Consider the following 15,778-nt stretch of genomic DNA (forward strand, 5'->3'; position numbering starts at 1 on the left):
TCTTCCGGAAGAGGCCTGATCGTGACCGTCGAAGCCGAAGCCCAGCCCGCCGATACACCCGACACGCCGTTCCACCGGATCGGCGGCGCACCGGTGTTCGCGGCGATCTGCAACCGCTTCTACGACCTCATGGAACAGGACCCCGCCTATGCCGAACTGCGCGCCATGCACGCACCGGACCTGGCGCCGATGCGCGCGGCACTGCCGAAGTTTCTCGGCGGCTGGGCGGGCGGCCCGCGCGACTGGTTCGAAGCCAATCCCGGGCGCTGCATGATGAGCGTGCACAAGTCCTTCGCCATCGACCAGGCCGTCGCCGGCCAATGGGCGGAAGCGATGCGGCGCGCTTTCGCCGACGTCGCGCCGGAACCCGCCGACCTGGCCGCCGCCATCGGCGACATACTGGCCGACCTCGCGCGCGGCATGGGGCGCGAATGATGCCCCGTTGCCCTACTCCAGCCATACAAGCGTAATAGACGGCAACCATGAAGCCCAAATTGTTGACGACGCTGCCGACTTATAGCGGCCGGCTGTTCCTTGCCGACACGATCGCCGGCGTCACGGTGGCGATGGTGGCGATCCCGCTCAGCATCGCCATCGCCATCGCTTCCGGCACCGATCCGGCCAAGGGGCTCATCACCGCCATCATCGGCGGGTTCATGATCTCGCTGCTCGGCGGCAGCCGGGTGCAGATCGGCGGCCCGACCGGGGCGTTCATCGTCGTCGTCTACGGGGTGATCGCCCAGCATGGCTACGACGGGCTCGTGCTCGCCACGCTCATGGCGGGCGCGATCCTGGTGCTCGCCGGATTGTTGCGCGTGGGCAACCTGATCGCTTTCGTGCCCGAGGCCGTGGTCAACGGCTTCACCATCGGCATCGCCGTCATCATCGCCAGCGGCCAGCTGAAGGACTTCTTCGGATTGCAGGTCGATCATATGCCGGCGGAGTTCACCGGCAAGATGGAAGCCATGTGGGCCGCGCGGGCGACGATCGACTGGATCGCGACCGGGGCCGGCGTCGCCACTCTCGTCCTGCTCGTCGTGCTGCGCCGGCTGTTCCCGCGCGTGCCCGGTCCGATCTTCGTGCTGGGCGGGATTTCGCTGGCGATCGCGATGTCGCACCAGCCGATCGACACGATCTTCTCGCGCTACGGCAATCTGCCGAATCACCTGCCGCTGCCGGCGCTACCCACGATCACCCTGACGCGCGTGACCGAGCTGCTGCCTTCCGCCCTCGTCATCGCCTTCCTGGCCGCGATCGAATCGCTGCTTTCGGCGATGGTTGCCGATCGGATGATCGCGGGATCGCACCGGCCCAATGCCGAAGTCCTGGGGCAAGGCTGGGCCAATATCGCCTGCTCGCTGTTCGGCGGCCTGCCCGCGACCGGCGCCATCGCACGCACCGCCACCAACGTGCGCGCCGGCGGGCGCACGCCGGTCGCCGGGCTGGTCCACGCCGCCATGATCCTGATCGTGATGATGGCCGCCGCGCCGCTCGCCGGATATCTCGCCATGCCGGCGCTGGCGGGACTGCTCATCATCACATCCTGGAACATGAGCGAGCCGCACAAGTGGCGCGGCTACTGGGCCGCCCCCGTCGCGGACCGTGTCCTGCTGATCCTGACTCTGGTGCTGACGGTATTGGCCGATCTCACCGTCGCCATCGGCGTCGGCGTCGGCCTGGGCCTTGTCCTGCGGCTGCGCGACAGCAAGGCCAAGCCGCCGGAATGGCATACGCCGGATCGCTGACGGCCGAAACGCCGTTCGACTGGCGGGTTGTTTCGAAATTATGCGCGCGGTGTTTTCACCCCACCCGGAACTGCTTCTCGCGCGAAGTTGCGCCGCGCAACAATTCCAGCCGCGAGGGCGCCAGTTCGAGCGCGGCGGCCAGCAAGGCGCGAACCGCTTCGTTGGCCTTGCCGTCCTCTGGCTTGGCACGGACTTTGGCGGAGAGCCGCCCATCGGAGATTTCCAGCATCTCCACTTTCGCGCCGGGCGTCACGCGCACCAGCAACCGTCCTTCCCCATCGACCAGCGCACGAACCGCCTCGGCCGGGGGCAGCGGCGTCTTCGGCCTTGCCATCAGCCCCGCAGTCCGAGCGCCTCGGCATGCAGGCGGCCATTGATGACGTAGTTTTTCACGCCGGCCTGGTTGGCCGCGACGGCGGCATCGTCAAGGTCACGCGCGTACTTGGCGGGGCGGCCCATCCAGAGCTGGCGCGCGCCGATGCGCTTGCCGGTAAGCTGGGCGCCGGCGGCCAGCATGCCGTCCGATTCGATCAGGCTGCCGTCCATCACGATCGCACCGAGGCCCACGAAGGCGCGGTCTTCCAGCGTGCAGCCGTGGATCATCGCCATGTGCCCGATCAGCACGTCGTCCCCGATGATCGTCGGGAAGCCGTCCGGATTGCGGGGCTTGGGGCTGTCGCAATGGACGATGGTGCCGTCCTGGATATTGGTGCGCGCGCCGATCACGACGCGGTGGACATCGGCGCGGATCACGCAGTTGTACCAGATGCTGACATCGGGCCCGATCTCGACATCGCCGATGATCCGGCATCCCGGCGCGATGAAGGCGCTGGAATGGATACGCGGCACCTTGCCATTGAAGGGGGCCACGGTGATGTCGTGGCGGGTGATCTCGGTGGTTTCGCGGGTCATGTCCTCTCCCTGCCCTGCCACGCTTCGCGCGTGATGGAATAGGCGATGGTATCGCACAGCGGCGGCTCGTAGCGCGGATCGACGAAATCGAGTTCGGCGCGGCGGCGCATGCCCAGCCGTTCCATCAAGCCCCAGCTGGCGCTGTTCTCGATCACCGTGATGGCGAAGATCTCCCGCGCCCCGAACCGGTCGAAACCGGCACCGAGCGAGGCCGTGGCCGCCTCCTTGGCATAGCCCTTGCCCCAGGCTTCCTCGCGCAGGCGCCAGCCGATCTCGAATTCGCCGGCAAAACCGGCACCCGGCGCATCGATCTTCTTGAGACCGCAGAAGCCCAGCATCTCGCCCGACAGATGGCCGCCGTCCGCCTTGCGTTCGACCAGCCAGAAACTGTGGCCGAAAGTCACCTGGAAGGCCATCGTCCGGCTTTCCAGCATATCGATCTCCGCAGTATCCATCACCCCGCCCAGCCAGCGCATCACCGCCGGCGTGTTGGTAATGTCCACGAAGCGATCGATGTCGCCCGGCGCCCATTCACGCAGGATCAGGCGCGCGGTCTCGATCCGGAAGGGGGTGGTCAGCTCAGCCATTCAGCAGCCGCGCGGCATGGGCCGCATGGTAGGTAAGCACCCCCGAACAGCCTGCCCGCTTGAACGCCAGCAGCGTCTCAAGCACCAGCGCGTCGCGCTCGCCGGCCCCGGCCGCCACAGCCGCCTCGATCATCGCGTACTCGCCGGAGACCTGGTAGGCGAAGACGGGAACCGCGAAGCGCTCCTTCACCCGGCGCACGATGTCGAGATAGGGCAGGCCCGGCTTGACCATCACGCTGTCCGCGCCCTCGGCGAGGTCCAGTTCGATCTCTCTCAGTGCCTCTTCGGTATTGCCCGGGTCCATCTGATAGGTCTTCTTGTCGCCCTTGAGCAACCCGCGCGAGCCCACCGCGTCGCGGAACGGGCCGTAGAAGGCGGAGGCGTACTTGGCCGCATAGCTCATGATCTGGACATTGACATGGCCGGCACCCTCCAGCGCGTCGCGGATCGCCCCGATGCGCCCGTCCATCATGTCCGACGGCGCGATGATGTCCGCCCCGGCCGCCGCCTGGTTAAGCGACTGGCCGACCAGCATCTCCACCGTCTGGTCGTTGAGCACGTACCCCGCCGCGTCGATCAGCCCGTCCTGTCCGTGGCTGGTATAAGGATCGAGCGCGACGTCGGTGAGCAGGCCGATCGAATCGCCCAGCGCATTGCGGATCGCGCGGATCGCGCGGCACATCAGGTTGTCCGGGTTGAGCGCTTCGCGGCCATCCTCGCTGCGCCGCTCGGGCTGGGTATTCGGGAATAGCGCCAGGCACGGGATACCGAGGTCCGCCGCCTCCTTCGCACGCAGCACGATCCAGTCGACCGACCAGCGCGACACGCCCGGCAATGAGGCGATCGGCTGCTCCACGCCTTCCCCCTCGGTGACGAACAGCGGCCAGATCAGGTCGGCGGGGGTAAGCAGGGTCTCCCGGTGCAGGGCGCGGCTCCAGGCGGCGGCGCGTGGGCGGCGCAGGCGAGTGCGAGGGTAGCTTCCGATCATGCCAGGGTGATTGCCGGAAAAAGCGGGGCGGTTCAACTTTGTCCGGCGCGCACGTCACATCCGCGACCAGCTTGCGGCACCGGGGAAGATCGGATCGAAGCTTCTAGCCGATCTTCCCCGGTGCCAGCCGATCGATCTCGCGTTCGGCTTGCGCGTGCCTGCTCCCGACAGGGGCGATCGAACCCAGCGCCGCACCCGGCTCCACGGTCAGCAGCGCCTTGAGCCGCGCCTTGAAGGCATCGCGTTCCTTGTCGTCGATCTGCGGCCGCGCCAGAATGCGGATATCCGCGGGATTGATGGCATGGCCGGCCCGGTAGGCCTCGAAGTGCAAGTGCGGACCCGTGGAAAGCCCGGTCGAACCGACATAGCCGATCACCTGTCCGGCGCGGACATGGGTCCCGAACGAAACCACGATGCGGCTCATATGGCCATAGCCGGTGCCGAGTCCCCCGGCATGTTCGATGCGCACGTAGTTGCCATGGCCACCGTGACGCCCGGCATAACGGACGGTGCCATCGGCCACCGCGTAGATCGGCGAGCCATAGGCCGCGCCGAAATCAATGCCGGCATGCATGCGCACATAGCCCAGGATCGGGTGCCGGCGCATGCCGTACGTCGACGTGACGTATCCCGCCACCGGCTGGCCGACCGCCACGCTGCGCGGCTGGCCGATCCCGGCGGCGGCGAACATCTGCCCGTCGCTTCCCCAGCGCAGCAACTGGAGGCGCGGCTTGCCGTCCCGCTCCACGCCGGCATAGAGCAGATCGCCGACCTGGCGCTCCCCCTTGGCGGAGCGCTTGTAAGCCACCACGAGATCGAATTCGTCGTTCGCGCCGATATCGTCCTCAAGGCTGAGATACTTGTCGACCGCGCGCAAGTAGGCCTGGATCGCGCCGATCGGCGCGCCGGCATTGCGTGCCGAGCGGTAGAGGCTGGAACCGATGGTGCCGCGAATGCGCAGCGGTGTGTCGTCGACGCCGATGGGGCGGCGCACCAACGCCAGGTTGCCGGCCTTGCCGCGTTCGATCGAGAGATCGAGATCGAACCGGGCGCGAAAGTCCAGGGAGTCGAGCGCACGCGGCGCGTTCGGCGCGGAGCGTTTGCCCAGGGTGATGTCGAACTGCGTGCCCGAGGCGATGTCGCCCACCGGCACCGCCTGCTGGACCAGTTGTGACACGCGCGCGATGTCGCTGCCCCCCAGCCCCGCACGCTCCAGCATGCGGCCGAAGCTGTCGCCCTGGCCCAGAGTGGAAACGAGCTGGATGGTCGGGCGTTCCGGCACGCTGGCCAGCGGACGCACCAGCGGGCTGGCCCCCATGTGACGCCCGCTGTCGGCGCCAAGCGCCAGGGGTGCAATGGTCTGGCTGCGGAATTCGTCGCGCTCGGAGCTGGCGACCGGCATCGCCGTGGCCGTTTCCACCGCCGAGAAATTGGGCCACAGGGCGATGGCCGCGGCGCTCAGGCCAAGCAGCGTCGCAAGGCCGCGCATCCATTTGCGGCTGCCGATGTCGCTGGCAAGATCCGGCGCCAGGTCCACGTGCGCGCACCATGCCTCGAATTCCCGCAGGCGTTCGGCGAACCTTGCGGACGGACCCGGCCGATCAGGCAGGGTCGCCGCCGCCACGGCGGTGCGCCACGGCAATGCCTCGGACGCGGAGGGTTCGGCGGGTTGCTTTTCGCGCAGCACCTGCGCGTGCGACAGCGCCGCCGCATGGGTAACACCCACGCCGGCATCGCCGCAATTCTGCTCCAGCGCCTTGAACAAAACGCCCCGTCCCTCGCACTGATCGGCGTTGCAACCCGTGAGCCCGGCAGGGAAACCCCGCAGGCCGAGATCCCACCCCGGGGCCTCTCCCAAAAATCCTGCCCGCTCAAGGTTAACACCCCCCTAAGCCTGTGGACTTCGGGGAGGTTTTTCGGTGAGCCGATACTTGCGAGCGGCCGGCGGCAGTGCCACATTCGCAGGCGGAATGGTTCACGCGCCGCACGCCCCGACGCGACAGGCCCTTCGGCCGGCCGGTCACGCCGGCCGCTCGGGACAGGCTTCGCCGCGCAACGACGCCCCCGGCGGGGTGAAGGCCGTGCTCGGGCCGACCAATACCGGCAAGACCCATCTCGCCATCGAACGTCTCTGCGCGCACTCCAGCGGCATGATCGGTTTCCCGCTGCGGCTGCTGGCGCGCGAGGTCTATGACCGGGTCTGCAAGATCAAGGGTGAGAAGAGCGTCGCGCTGATTACGGGCGAGGAGCGGATCGAGCCCAGGGAAGCGCGCTATCTGCTGTGCACCGCCGAGGCCATGCCTGTCCTGGGCGGCTCAGCCGAAGGGCCCGTGACGGATCGCAGCATGGCCTTCGTCGCCATCGATGAAGCGCAGCTCGGCGCCGACCGCGAACGTGGCCACGTCTTCACCGACCGCCTGCTTCACGCGCGCGGACGCGAGGAAACGATGATCCTGGGCTCCTCGACGCTCGAACCGATGGTCCGGGCCCTGGTGCCCGAGGCCGAGATCGTCACCCGCCCGCGCTTTTCCACGCTCAGCCACGCGGGCGCCAGGAAGCTGAGCCGTATTCCGCCGCGAAGCGCGATCGTCGCCTTCTCGGCCGAGCAGGTCTATGCCATCGCCGAAATGCTGCGCCGCTTCCGGGGCGGCGCGGCAGTGGTGATGGGGGCGCTCAGTCCGCAGACACGCAACGCCCAGGTCGCGCTCTACCAGTCGGGGGAGGTCGACTACCTGGTTGCTACCGACGCCGTCGGCATGGGCCTCAATCTCGATGTCGAGCACGTCGCCTTCGCCGGCCTCGCCAAGTTCGACGGGCAGCGCCATCGCCGCCTGACGACCAGCGAGATGGCACAAATCGCGGGGCGTGCCGGCCGGCACCAGAAGGACGGCACGTTCGGAACGCTGGCAGGGTCGGGGGCCAGTTCAGGGCTCGGCTCGGGCGCCGGTTCGAGTCGGCCCGATTCCGAATTCGCGCCCGAGGAGATCTACGCGATCGAGGAGCATCGCTTCCCGCCGCTGACCCGGCTGTTCTGGCGGGAACCCGAACCGCGCTTCGACAGCCTGGCCGCGCTGATCGCCGATCTCGAAGCCCCGCCTGACCGCCCGGAACTCGTGCTTGCCCCGCAAGCCATCGACCTCGCCGTGCTCAAGCGCCTCGCGGAGGAACCCCAGGTTGCCGAATCCGTGCGCGGCGCCGCGCAAGTGGAGCGCTTCTGGGAAGTCTGCCGGCTCCCCGATTTCCGCCAGCAGGGCGCGGAAACCCATGCGCGCTTCGTTGCCCGGCTGTGGCAAGACTTGCGCCAGGGCGAACTGGGTGCCGACTTCGTAGCCGCCCAGATCGCCCAGCTCGATCGTACCGGCGGCGATATCGATACGCTGCAAGGCCGCATCGCCGCGATCCGGTCATGGGCCTACATCGCCCAGCGTCCCGACTGGGTGTTCGCCCGCGACGAGATGGCCGCGCGCGCCCGGGCGGTCGAGGCTCGACTTTCCGATGCGCTTCACGGCAAGCTGACCGAACGCTTCATCAACCGCAGGACCGCCGTACTCATGAAAAAACTGGGACCCGATGCCGGGCTGCTTTCAGTCCGGTTGGAGGACGAGGAAGTCATGGTCGAGGGCGAGCACATCGGTTCCCTGCGCGGCTTCGCCTTCAAAGTCGATCCCGCCGCGCGGCTCCCGGACCGCAAGCTGCTGCTGGCGGCGGCGGAAAAACATCTCGCCGCGCTGCTGCAGACCCGTGCGGACGCGCTGGTGGACGCGATCCATTCCGGCGGCGCGCCCGCCATCGCCCTGGTAGACGATGCGCTGGTCTGGGACGGCGAACGAATCGCAACCCTGGGTGCCGGCCGCTCGCTCCTGGCACCGGTGCTCGTGCCTGACCGGTCGCTCGATGCCGTTCCCGGTCCCTCGCGCAAGGCTCTGGTGGCCGCGCTCGAAGTCTGGCTCGAAGCCGCCCTGGCCTCGCTCGAACCCTTGCGCAAGCTCGATGAGGCCAGCCGCACGGCGGATGCGGGCCCCAACTTGCGCGCCTTGCTGATCGCGCTGGTCGAACACGGCGGCATGACGCCCCGCGAACAGTCGGGGGTGGACATGCTGGACAAGGAACGGCGCGGCATGCTGGCCCGGCTCGGCGTTCGCGTGGGTGCGCTCGACGTATTCGTACCGGCCCTGCTGCGGCCCGGACCGATCGCGCTGTGGTGGCAGCTTGCGCGAATCGCCGGCAAGTCTCCGGGCGGCACGCCATTGCCCGATATGCCTCCTGCCCTTCCCGCCACCAGCCACGGGCACGCTCCCGGTTACCGGAACCTGGGGAAGCAGATGGTGCGGCTCGATATTGCCGAAAAGCTCCTGCGCGAAGCGCATGAAGCGCGCGGGAGCGGCCGCGAGACGGGAAAGGCGCGCGATTTCAAGCTCGATCCGGCACGCGCGATCTCCATGGGCCTGACGACGCCGAGCTACGCGCGCCTGCTGCGCCTGGCCGGGTTCCAGCCGATCGTTCCGCGCCCATTGGCACAGGACGCGTACGGCCCGCCCGCCCCGGTGCGCTGGCGCTGGCGCCCGCCACGCCGCCAGGCCGAGCAGGAGCGCCCCGCTCCGCTCCGTGCGGATAGCGCCTTTGCCGCATTGGCCGACATGGTGAGATAGCGATGCCAGGGGTTTTCCGCATGAGGGCAGCGTGAGAATCGACAAAGTGCTGTGGTTCCTGCGGCTGGCAAGGACACGCGTGATCGCGCAAGCGATGGCCGAGGAAGGCCACATGCGGCTGAACGGACGCCGCGTGGACCGCGCCCACCAGAAAGTCGTGACGGGAGACGTGCTGACGCTGCCGACCGCCGGCGGGGTTCGCGTGATCGAGATCCTGGTCCTGCCCGCGCGGCGCGGCCCGGCGCCCGAAGCGCAGTCCTGTTACAGAGTGCTTGACGTAAGGGCCGATGATCCCATAGCAGCGGCCATCCGTAATGACGCCTGAGAAGAGGAATTCCCAACCATGACCTATGTCGTCACCGACGCCTGTATCCGGTGCAAGTACATGGATTGTGTTGAAGTCTGCCCTGTGGATTGCTTCTACGAAGGCGAAAACATGCTCGTTATCAACCCCAGCGAGTGCATCGACTGCGGCGTGTGCGAGCCCGAGTGCCCGGCCGAGGCGATCCTGCCCGATACCGAAAGCGGTCTTGAGCAGTGGCTGGAACTCAATGCCAAGTATGCAGCGGAATGGCCCAACCTCACCACCAAGAAGGATTCGCCGCCCGACGCCGACGAGTTCAAGGGCGAGGACGGCAAGTTCGAGAAGTACTTCTCGCCGGAACCTGGCGAAGGCGACTGATCCGGCGATTCGTGCGGGGCACCAGCCACTGCCCCAACCGGAACCCGTCCCATTTCGGCATGTCTCGGAGGCGTGAGGCGGAAACGCTCTCTCGCCTCTGGCAATATTGTCACATCGATGCTATATAATGATTTAACTGCCCGGGCTTCCTGCCCGATCGGCAGGCATTTTCATTGCGAGGCGGGGTTCGAAAGCAAGCGGTTGGGAGAGTAATCTGACCGGGCGGCGAGGGTGTCTTTTGCCCTCATGTCGCACCTCCCGGGCATCTCCCTTACGCGTGGCTGGCAGGAACCCCGCAGGTGAAAGGACGATACATGGCAACCAAGGCCGATGCCTTCGATGTTGGAGATTACGTCGTTTATCCGAAGCACGGCGTGGGCCGTGTCATCGAGTTGCAGAAGCAGGAAATTGCCGGGATGCAGCTCGAACTCTATGTGCTGCGTTTCGAAAAGGAGCGCATGACGCTCCGCGTTCCGGTCAATAAAGTCGAATCGATCGGCATGCGCAAGCTGTCCTCGGACAAGACGCTGCGCGAAGCACTCGATACGCTCAAGGGCAAGCCCAAGGTCAAGCGCACCATGTGGTCGCGCCGTGCCCAGGAATACGAAGCCAAGATCAACTCGGGCGATCTCGTTTCGATCGCGGAAGTGACGCGCGATCTGTTCCGTGCCGACGATCAGCCGGAGCAGAGCTACTCCGAACGTCAGATCTTCGAAGCGGCATCGTCTCGCCTCGCGCGCGAACTCGCGGCGATGGAAAAGACCGATGAGCCCGCCGCGCTCAAGAAGATCCTCGCGATCCTCAACGAGCATGCGCCGAAGTACTACGAAAGCGCCGAAACCGCCTGATCTCCGGGCGGGACTCGGGTGTTTCCAGGCCTGAATTCAAGGAGGCCGCTTCCGCAAGGAGGCGGCCTTCCCTGTTTGGCGGCCCTGTTCGGCGGGAAGACTATTCCAAACGTCTGATTGACCGGAACTCTCGCCCCCTTGGCCATTGCGAGGCGCCGAAGGAAGAAAATGAGGCCCGCTCCACAAGACCTGGCATTATTCATTGTCTTGTCAGCCATGGCGTGAGAGCATCGCTCTCGTGATGCCGACCCGATTTCTGCCCGCCTTGGCCCTCTGCGCCCTGCCTCTCCTATCAGGATGCATCGCCAGGACCGCCGCCAGCCTGGTGACCGCACCCGTGCGCGTCGCCGGCAAAGCGGCCGACATGGCGACGACCAGCCAGTCCGAAGCCGACGAAAACCGCGGGCGAGAAATTCGCCATCGCGAGGAAAGGCTCGGCAAGCTTGAGCGGCAATACCAGAAGCATCTGCGCGAATGCGATGACGGGAACGAGGATTCCTGCCTCAAGGCACGCAACGACCATGCCGAGATGCAGTACCTGATGCCAAGCGTGCCGTACGAACCGAAGTAAGCGCCGTCAGGACGCGGCGCGGCGCAACCGGTCGTTGATGGCCTTGCCGATCCCGTCACCGGGGATCGGCGCCACCGCAATGCGAGGCTGCCCGGCGGCGGCGGCTTCGTGCAGCAAAGCATAGAGGCGCGTGGCGGCTTCGGTCAGATCGCCCGAAGCCGACAGTGTGACATCGCCGCCGACCTCCCCGAAACCGATGTGAAACTCATCCGCTTCCGCAGTCGGGGCCTCGAGCCGCACCGGCTTGCCCGGAGCATAGTGGCTGGCGAGCTGGCCAGGCGCCTCGATTGCCCGCAATGTCACCGCGTCGCTGTGACAGCCGAGCACGGCCGCGATCTCCGCCTCCGGAATCGGTCCGGGGCGCAATACCTGCCAGCGACCGTGCTCACGCAGCGCGACGATCGTCGATTCCAGCCCGGCCGCGCAGGCACCGCCATCGAGCACGGCATCGATTCGCCCGCCCAGCGAGGAGACGACATGCGCCGCGCTGGTCGGGCTGACGGCGCCGCTGCGGTTGGCCGAAGGCGCCGCGAGCGGCAGACCGGCTTCGGCGATCACCGCGCGCATCACCGGATGCGCGGGGCAGCGCAGGGCAAGCGTCGGCAGGCCGGCGGTCACCGCCGCGGCGACCGGGGCGCCTTCGCGGAGCGGCAGCACCAGGGTCAGCGCACCCGGCCAGAACGCCTCGCCAAGCGCCAGCGCCCGTTCGTCGAACACGGCCAAGGCGCGCGCCGAGGCAAGATCGGCGACGTGGACGATCAGCGGGTTGAAGCTGGGGCGGCCCTTGGCGCGGTAGATCGCGGCCACCGATTCGTCCCGGTCGGCACGGGCGGCCAGGCCATAGACGGTCTCGGTCGGCACCGCGACGAGCCTGCCTTCCCGCAGCAGCCGCGCGGCCTCGGCAATTCCTTCCCGATCGGCGGAGAGAATGGCGGGTCGGCTGGCGCGGTCCATGGGCCGCCGCTATAGCCGCCGGCGACGAAAGCCAAGGAAAAGCGCGCAATGACTTCCATGTCGTCCGATCCGGATGCCCTTCTCTCCCGTATTGCCGATGCCCTCGAAAGGCTGGCGCCGCCGCCCGCACCGGACACGGGATGGCTGACCCATCCCGCCTATGTCTGGACCGGCAGCACCGCGCGCGCGGTGGAACGCCTCGATGCTCCCGCGCTCGACCTGCTGCGCGGAATCGATACCCAGAAGGAGCGCGTGGTGACCAACGTCGCACGCCTCGCCGCCGGCCACGCGGCGCACGACATGCTGCTGTGGGGTTCGCGCGGGATGGGCAAGTCGGCGGTCCTGCGCGCTGCCGTCCGGGCGGCGCAAACCGCGAACCCCGGCCGCGTTGCCCTGGTCCAGGTCGCACAGGAAGCACTCTCGGGCGTGACGTCGCTGTTCGCGACGCTGGGCGAACAGGATCGCCGCTTCCTGGTCTTCATCGACGATCTCGGCTTCGAGGAGAACGACGGCGCCGGCCCACGGCTGCTGCGATCCTGGCTTGAAGGCGGTGTCGAGGCCCGGCCGGCCAATGTGCGGCTGGCGGTTACTTCGAACCGGCGCGCGATCGTCTCGCGAACGATGTCCGAACAGGACGACCCGATCAATCCGCGTGACGTGGTTGACGACCGCCTCGCCCTCGCCGATCGCTTCGGCCTCTCGATCGGCTTCCACAATTGCGATCAGCCCTCCTACCTCGCCATCATAGCAGGCTATGCGCAGGAATTCGGGCTTGAATGGGAACCCGGCGACGCACTTGAATGGTCACGCCGCAGGGGTGCGCGTTCAGGCCGGGTGGCGTGGCAGTATGTCAACGAGCTGGCGGGACGCGCGGGCAAGGCAATCTGAGGCAGCGGCCGTCGTCCCGGGAGCGGCCCACGCTCCGGGGCGACGTTTCGCCTCAAGGCAGCAGCTTGTCCTTCTCGTCGCGAAAGCCGGCCTCCAATCCGCCTGCGGCGCCCGGAACGGTCGGGTCCTTGATTTCCTTCAGCGGCTTCAGGTGCTGGGTGACGACCGGTTCGATCGCGGCGGCAGGCTGGGCCCCCGGCGCGATCACACGCCAGACGATCCCGGCGGTATCATCGCTGACCAGCAGGGCCCCGGTCTTGTCCCAGGCAACCCAGGTCGGCCGGCCATGGGTCTTGCCGTCCTGCATCAGGAAGCCGGTGAGCACCGGCCGGGGCTTCACGTCCTTCGGGTTGCCATTGACATCGAAGGGTACGAAGACAACGTCGTAACCCACGGCCGGGCGGCGATTCCACGAACCGTGGCGAGCGATGAAGGCCCCGTTCGCGAACGGTTTGCCCATGCGGTTTCCGCCTTGCGCGAAAACCAGGCCGAGCACCGCGGTGTGCGCGCCCATCGCGTACTCGGGCTTGCGGGTATATTCGAGCATGTAGGTCTGCATCGGCCATTCGACGCGGTCGTCGAACGTGGTTTTCCAATAGACCCAGGGCCAACCGTACTGCGCGCCCACGGGCACGTTGGTGAAATAGTCGGGTACGAGGTCGGGGCCGAGCATGTCGCGCTCCTGGACCGTCGCCCACAGTTCTCCGGTCGAGGGATTCCAACCCATGCCGTTGGGATTGCGCATGCCGGCGGCGAACTGCCGACGGCGGCCGGTATCGATATCGATCTCCCAGATCGCGGCGCGGCCGGCTTCTGCCTCCATGCCATTGTCGGCGATATTCGTGGCCGAGCCCACCGCGACGTAGAGGTGGTTGCCATCCTCGCTCAGCAGCACATTGCGCATCCAGTGATTGCCGCCCGGCCAAAGGTCCATCACCTTCCTTGCCCGACCCTCCAGTTTCGTCGCCCCCGGTTTGAACGGGAATTCCAGAATGGCGTCATGATTGGCGATGTAGAGCTTGCCGTTGCCATAGGCCATGCCGGACGGCGAGCGCATGTCGGCGGTGCGGAAATCGAACTTCTGCTCGGCCTTGCCGTCACCATCGGCATCGCGCAGCAGCACGATCTTGTCGGGCGAAGGCCGACCGGCGCCGACCCTGTTCATCATCCAGCCGATCACCGCGCCGGTAATCCCGCCCGCCTTGGCGCTGGCCGGGGTATCCGTCTCTGCGACGAGCACATCGCCATTGGGAAGCGCCAGCATCGTCCTCGGATGGTCCAGGCCTTCCGCGAAACGATTCACGGCCAGGCCCGGCGCTGCCTTCGGCGCTTCTCCCGCGGCCCAGCCCACCGGCTTTACCAGCTTCACGCTGGGGATCGATTGCGGGTCCGGATCGACCAGTTGCGGATCCTTGCCCGCCGTCGCATCGCTCGGCAGGTCGGACGTGTTGGAATACTGGGCCCAGGCGATCACCCCCACCACGGCGAGGACGACGGCGAGCAGGGCCAGGGCGGCCTTCTTGAGGATCGAGCGCATGGCCACGAGATAGGGCCGCGCCGCCTAGGCGGCAACCACGAGTTCGGCTAACGCATCGGCCATGCACGACTTTGCCCCCCAGCCCGATCTCGCGAAGCCGGAACTGTACGAAACGCTTGCCCGCGCGGCGAATGCACTGGTGGAGGGCGAGCGCGATGCGATCGCCAACATGGCGAACATGGCCGCGCTGATCTGGCAATTCGTTCCTGATCTGAACTGGGCGGGTTTCTACCGCGCCGTGGGCGATGAACTCGTGCTCGGCCCCTTCCTCGGCAAGCCGGCCTGCATCCGCATCCCGTTCGGGACGGGCGTATGCGGAACCGCGGCGGCGCTGGCGGCGACGCAAGTCGTGCCCGATGTCCATGCCTTTCCCGGCCACATCGCCTGCGATGCGGACAGTCGTTCGGAGCTGGTGGTGCCGGTCGTTGTCGGCGGCCGGGTGGTCGCGGTGATCGATCTCGACAGCCCGACACCGGGCCGCTTCGATGACGAGGACGCTGCGGGAATGCAGCTTGTCGCACAGGTCGCCTCGCGGGCAATTTGACGCCCGGACTGCTCCGAATCGGGACACCGCTTCAGCCAACCGGGCAAAGCGCTTGGTCTTGTACGGGTTACGATGCTAAATTTCGTGTTAACTGACCGAACTAACCGTCCGGCTCTCGCGAAAGGGTGTTCCCCATGCGTCTTCGTCTTTCCGCTGCCACCGCCGCGGCTCTCATCCTGGTCGCCAATCCGGCGCTTGCCCATGACGGCGCCCATGACGGGCACGCAATGCCTGATCCTCGCGAGATGCCAGCACCCTATCCCGGCGGCCCTCGCCACGGCGGGTACGACCCGGCCGCGCGCGATGCCTGGCTCGCCGATTGCCGTCACCGCCTGTCCTCGCGCGATTCGGGCGTGGGCGGCGCGGTAATCGGGGGCGTGGTCGGCGGGATTGCCGGCAATCGCATCGCCGGCAGGCACAACCGCACGGTCGGGACCATCGCCGGCGCAGCCGTCGGAGCGGTAGCCGGCGCGGCGATCGACAAGGCCGAAGACGCCGGCAGGAACCGCGACGAGTGCGAGGCCTATCTCGACGACTACCATGCCCGCTACGAGCAGGGCGGCGGCTATCCCGGCTATGGTTCTGGCTATGGGTACGGCTATCCGCAGGGCTACTATCCCGCCTACGGCTATCCGGCGCAGGGATGCTGCATGGCCCAGCCGATGATGGCCGTTCCCATGATGATGGTGCCGATCGTCCAGGCCCAGCCGCATTGCACGGAAACCGTCGAATACGTCTACGAAGACGTGCCGGTGCGTCCAGCCCCGCGCAAGCGCTACATTCCCAAGACCACCAAGATCGTACCCGACAAGCGCGTGAAGGTGGTTCCGATCAAGTGAGCGGGGTGCTCGTCACCCCGGAGCACGTCTCCGA

17 protein-coding genes are annotated in these 15,778 nt (G+C 67.2%); 10 read left to right on the forward strand and 7 right to left on the reverse strand.

Features of this window, described 5'->3' with window-relative positions; genetic code table 11:
* The first annotated feature begins 21 nt into the window (after window positions 1-21).
* Window positions 22-435 (forward strand): group II truncated hemoglobin, encoded by a 414-nt coding sequence (locus tag BM052_RS02370; protein WP_091142727.1) that lies wholly within the window; start codon window positions 22-24, stop codon window positions 433-435.
* 47 nt (window positions 436-482) lie between these two features.
* Window positions 483-1,745 (forward strand): SulP family inorganic anion transporter, encoded by a 1,263-nt coding sequence (locus BM052_RS02375; protein WP_091142730.1) that lies wholly within the window; start codon window positions 483-485, stop codon window positions 1,743-1,745.
* Between the two features lie 55 nt (window positions 1,746-1,800).
* Here BM052_RS02375 and BM052_RS02380 read toward each other — a convergent pair whose 3' ends face one another.
* The 5 genes from BM052_RS02380 to BM052_RS02400 form a co-directional block, all read right to left on the reverse strand.
* Window positions 1,801-2,079, reverse strand: coding sequence for a DUF167 domain-containing protein (locus BM052_RS02380; protein ID WP_091142732.1), 279 nt, complete (start codon window positions 2,077-2,079; stop codon window positions 1,801-1,803).
* Window positions 2,079-2,657 (reverse strand): gamma carbonic anhydrase family protein, encoded by a 579-nt coding sequence (locus BM052_RS02385; protein ID WP_091142734.1) that lies wholly within the window; start codon window positions 2,655-2,657, stop codon window positions 2,079-2,081. Before BM052_RS02385 ends, BM052_RS02380 begins: the two co-directional genes overlap by 1 nt.
* Window positions 2,654-3,244, reverse strand: coding sequence for a GNAT family N-acetyltransferase (locus BM052_RS02390; protein ID WP_091142736.1), 591 nt, complete (start codon window positions 3,242-3,244; stop codon window positions 2,654-2,656). The genes BM052_RS02385 and BM052_RS02390 overlap by 4 nt, the downstream gene beginning before the upstream one ends.
* Window positions 3,237-4,232, reverse strand: a complete 996-nt coding sequence (hemB, locus tag BM052_RS02395; protein ID WP_091142738.1) for a porphobilinogen synthase — start codon at window positions 4,230-4,232, stop codon at window positions 3,237-3,239. Before hemB ends, BM052_RS02390 begins: the two co-directional genes overlap by 8 nt.
* A 103-nt stretch (window positions 4,233-4,335) precedes the next feature.
* Window positions 4,336-5,997, reverse strand: coding sequence for a M23 family metallopeptidase (locus tag BM052_RS02400; RefSeq protein ID WP_255405899.1), 1,662 nt, complete (start codon window positions 5,995-5,997; stop codon window positions 4,336-4,338).
* A gap of 307 nt (window positions 5,998-6,304) precedes the next feature.
* On the opposite strand from BM052_RS02400, the gene BM052_RS02405 reads away from it, so the two are divergent.
* From BM052_RS02405 to BM052_RS02425, 5 genes are all read left to right on the forward strand, one after another.
* On the forward strand, window positions 6,305-8,881 hold the full coding sequence (locus tag BM052_RS02405; protein WP_255405917.1) for a helicase-related protein: 2,577 nt from the start codon (window positions 6,305-6,307) through the stop codon (window positions 8,879-8,881).
* 31 nt (window positions 8,882-8,912) lie between these two features.
* Window positions 8,913-9,206: an RNA-binding S4 domain-containing protein gene (locus BM052_RS02410; protein ID WP_091142743.1), complete on the forward strand. Its 294-nt coding sequence runs from the start codon at window positions 8,913-8,915 to the stop codon at window positions 9,204-9,206.
* Between the two features lie 18 nt (window positions 9,207-9,224).
* Window positions 9,225-9,563, forward strand: a complete 339-nt coding sequence (gene fdxA / locus BM052_RS02415; RefSeq protein WP_091142745.1) for a ferredoxin FdxA — start codon at window positions 9,225-9,227, stop codon at window positions 9,561-9,563.
* Window positions 9,564-9,877: 314 nt separating this feature from the next.
* Window positions 9,878-10,411, forward strand: a complete 534-nt coding sequence (locus BM052_RS02420) for a CarD family transcriptional regulator (protein WP_091142747.1) — start codon at window positions 9,878-9,880, stop codon at window positions 10,409-10,411.
* Window positions 10,412-10,652: 241 nt separating this feature from the next.
* Window positions 10,653-10,982 carry a hypothetical protein gene (locus BM052_RS02425; RefSeq protein ID WP_091142749.1) on the forward strand — a complete coding sequence of 110 codons (330 nt, stop codon included), beginning with the start codon at window positions 10,653-10,655 and terminating at the stop codon, window positions 10,980-10,982.
* Between the two features lie 6 nt (window positions 10,983-10,988).
* Here BM052_RS02425 and BM052_RS02430 read toward each other — a convergent pair whose 3' ends face one another.
* Window positions 10,989-11,936: an L-threonylcarbamoyladenylate synthase gene (locus tag BM052_RS02430; protein ID WP_091142751.1), complete on the reverse strand. Its 948-nt coding sequence runs from the start codon at window positions 11,934-11,936 to the stop codon at window positions 10,989-10,991.
* A 48-nt stretch (window positions 11,937-11,984) separates the two neighbouring features.
* On the opposite strand from BM052_RS02430, the gene BM052_RS02435 reads away from it, so the two are divergent.
* Entirely contained in the window at window positions 11,985-12,824 is an 840-nt protein-coding gene (locus BM052_RS02435; protein ID WP_091142754.1) for a DUF815 domain-containing protein, read from the forward strand.
* 52 nt (window positions 12,825-12,876) lie between these two features.
* Here BM052_RS02435 and BM052_RS02440 read toward each other — a convergent pair whose 3' ends face one another.
* Complete coding sequence (locus BM052_RS02440) at window positions 12,877-14,361, reverse strand: PQQ-dependent sugar dehydrogenase (protein WP_091142755.1); 1,485 nt, start codon at window positions 14,359-14,361, stop codon at window positions 12,877-12,879.
* A 61-nt stretch (window positions 14,362-14,422) separates the two neighbouring features.
* Between BM052_RS02440 and BM052_RS02445 the strand changes: the two genes are divergently transcribed.
* Together BM052_RS02445 and BM052_RS02450 are read left to right on the forward strand one after the other, a co-directional pair.
* Entirely contained in the window at window positions 14,423-14,905 is a 483-nt protein-coding gene (locus BM052_RS02445) for a GAF domain-containing protein (protein ID WP_091142757.1), read from the forward strand.
* A 134-nt stretch (window positions 14,906-15,039) separates the two neighbouring features.
* Window positions 15,040-15,744, forward strand: coding sequence for a glycine zipper 2TM domain-containing protein (locus BM052_RS02450; RefSeq protein WP_091142759.1), 705 nt, complete (start codon window positions 15,040-15,042; stop codon window positions 15,742-15,744).
* Window positions 15,745-15,778: the final 34 nt, after the last annotated feature.

Origin of the sequence: Novosphingobium sp. CF614 (assembly GCF_900113255.1) — a bacterium.
In the GTDB taxonomy this organism is placed as follows: domain Bacteria; phylum Pseudomonadota; class Alphaproteobacteria; order Sphingomonadales; family Sphingomonadaceae; genus Novosphingobium.